The 873-nt window shown below is 30.9% G+C and carries 1 protein-coding gene and 1 tRNA gene (1 of these 2 running past the window's edge); one reads left to right on the top strand and one right to left on the bottom strand.

The genetic code is table 11. The features are described 5' to 3' along the window. Positions 1 to 41 precede the first annotated feature (41 nt). On the top strand, positions 42 to 794 hold the full coding sequence (locus tag RT037_RS06620) for a hypothetical protein (RefSeq protein ID WP_313029165.1): 753 nt from the start codon (positions 42 to 44) through the stop codon (positions 792 to 794). A gap of 60 nt (positions 795 to 854) precedes the next feature. On the opposite strand, the gene RT037_RS06615 is transcribed toward RT037_RS06620, so the two are convergent. Then, a tRNA-Asp gene (locus RT037_RS06615) sits at positions 855 to 873 on the bottom strand; it runs 155 nt beyond the window's last position.

Below are 873 nucleotides of genomic sequence, written 5' to 3'. Positions count from 1 at the left end.
AAAAAATCAAGAAAAAATTCTACTTTTGAAGTGTACTGAAAATGGGGAGCTTACAAAAAGGGAAAGTGGTAGAAATCGATTTGGGTAATGTGAAGCTACAAGCCAAACCTACTAAAGCAATAACGGATGAAACTGAATTCCTTCCTTTAGCAAATATTGAAAGAGAATCTATTCAAAAAGCTTTAAAAACTAATTACCTTACAGTTCCCATAAAATTAAATGAAGCTGAAGATTTTATTTTATACATATCTGTCCCATATGGTTACAATAATAAAAATACGAATATGGGCTTTGAACATGTTAAATTAATTGGGGATAAAAAAGAAACTGTTGCAATTGATGATATATTTACTGAAAACGATTATTTTGATATCGGAAGCTCTAATAGTTCCGAAAACTTACGAGCAGTCCGATTTTCTCCAAAAACTATGAAACCGACCAAAATTATAGGAGACATAGATTTCGGAATCACAAATTATTATGATAAAGAATATCCAATTAATCGATTACCAAAAGGCCTGAGTATTGCTCCAGATGACGTGACATTAACCATTCTTAAAAACGAACCAAGTCAAGATGATGTTTCTGCGATCTATGCATTTACCAAAGAAGACAAAAAACACGCATTATCAATCGTAAGAATAGAGAATTACGACTATGAGAGTGAAAATTCACCTTTACAATATATGAAGAAACCTGCTTATATTATAGTTCGATACAAAAAAGATAAAGACAAACGAGTAGAAGAAAAAGTTTCGTTTAAGCTAAATATTCCCAAATCTAAAAAAAAATAGTAAGAGAACTATTTTTAATATAAAACGAAAAAAGCTTTCAGAAATCTGAAAGCTTTTTTGCGATCCGGACGGGACTCGA

Origin of the sequence: Soonwooa sp. (assembly GCF_032062245.1) — a bacterium.
Classification (GTDB): Bacteria; Bacteroidota; Bacteroidia; order Flavobacteriales; family Weeksellaceae; genus Soonwooa.
Note: the sequence above shows the minus strand (reverse complement) of the source record. Positions and strands in the feature narration are given on the sequence as shown.

Excerpts from the sequence above, each read along its gene's own strand:
- RT037_RS06620 (WP_313029165.1), top strand. The coding sequence starts at position 42 with ATGGGGAGCTTACAAAAAGGGAAAGTGGTAGAAATCGATTTGGGTAAT.